This is a genomic window from Sulfurospirillum tamanense (assembly GCF_016937535.1).
GTDB classification, from domain to species: Bacteria; Campylobacterota; Campylobacteria; order Campylobacterales; family Campylobacteraceae; genus Sulfurospirillum_B; species Sulfurospirillum_B tamanense.
The window spans coordinates 1-1311 of sequence record NZ_JAFHKK010000060.1; the positions used below are offsets into that span (position 1 = coordinate 1).

Here is a 1311-nt window from a genome sequence, read left to right on the forward strand (position 1 = left end):
GGTAGCGTTCAATATTCTGTGTCAGCATCAGATAATTCCTAAAATTGTATCATAAACCTAAAGCCTCATCTAGTCTGCCATTGAAATGAATAGCAAGTTGAGAGAGGGTGAGCGACCAGTTTCTAACAGGCATTGTCCACTTTTGTTGTGCATTTAAAATCCCCATATACAGTAGCTTCAGTAAACTCTCATCATTAGGAAATGCTCCTTTAGTCTTGGTGAGCATTCTAAATTGGCGATGGACTGATTCAATGATATTGGTGGTATAGATGACCCTGCGAATCTCTTGGGGAAACTGAAAATAAACAGATAAATTCTCCCACTTTCTTCTCCACGATTGAAAGACAATAGGATACTTCGTACCCCATTTCTCTTCAAGCTTATCCAGTTCAAGCGCAGCCTCTTCTTTGGTAAAAGCTTGATAAACAGCCTTGAGCTCTTTGGCAAATTGTTTTTGGTTATTAGAACCTACGTATTTAAGAGAATTACGTATCTGGTGCACGATGCATAGCTGCACTTGTGTATCAGGAAAGATAGCGTTAATGGCTTCAGGAAATCCTTTAAGTCCATCAACGGAGGCAATAAGAATATCCTTGACTCCACGGTGTTGTAAATCGGTTAGAACTTGTAACCAAAACTTGGCTCCTTCGCTTTCATTAAGATACAACCCAAGCACCTCTTTTTTACCATCCACCCGCACGCCAAGCACGGTATAAAAGGCTTTTGAAACATAATGGCCTTCCTCTTTGACTTTGTAGTGAATGGCATCAAGGAAGATAAAGGGATAGACCGCCTCTAGCGGTCTTACTCTCCACTCTTGAAGCATGGGGAGGATTTTATCGGTTACGGCACTTATGGCCCCTTTAGAGAAGCCTACACAGTAGATATCTTCAATGTGTTTGGCTATTTGGGAATAGCTATTGCCCAAAGCATATAAAGAGAGTATCTTTTTTTCAATCTCATCACTCATAGTGGTTTGGTTTTTCTTAACAATTTCAGGTTCAAAGCTACCATTGCGGTCTCTTGGCACATCAAGCTCAAAAGCGCCATCACTGCTTTTCATGGTTTTTGAACTGTAGCCATTTTTTCTGTTTTTAGTGAGGTCTTGGGCAAGGTGGGAGTCTATCTCTGCGGCTAATGCAGCTTCGGTGAGTTGCTTGATCAAAAAGCTCAAGGCTCCATCAGAGCCACCAATACCTTTACCGGCTTTAATGTCACGCGCAAACTGCTCTACATCTACTTCTATCTTCATGTGTTAATCCTTGGGTGTTTAAAATTTTACCAGGTTGACACAGAATTTTGAACAGTCCC

Annotated in this window: 1 protein-coding gene; it reads right to left on the reverse strand. The window is 41.2% G+C overall.

Annotated elements, in window-relative coordinates:
* Positions 1-49: 49 nt before the first annotated feature.
* Positions 50-1252, reverse strand: a complete 1203-nt coding sequence (locus JWV37_RS12600; RefSeq protein ID WP_205460237.1) for an IS256 family transposase — start codon at positions 1250-1252, stop codon at positions 50-52.
* Positions 1253-1311 lie beyond the last annotated feature (59 nt).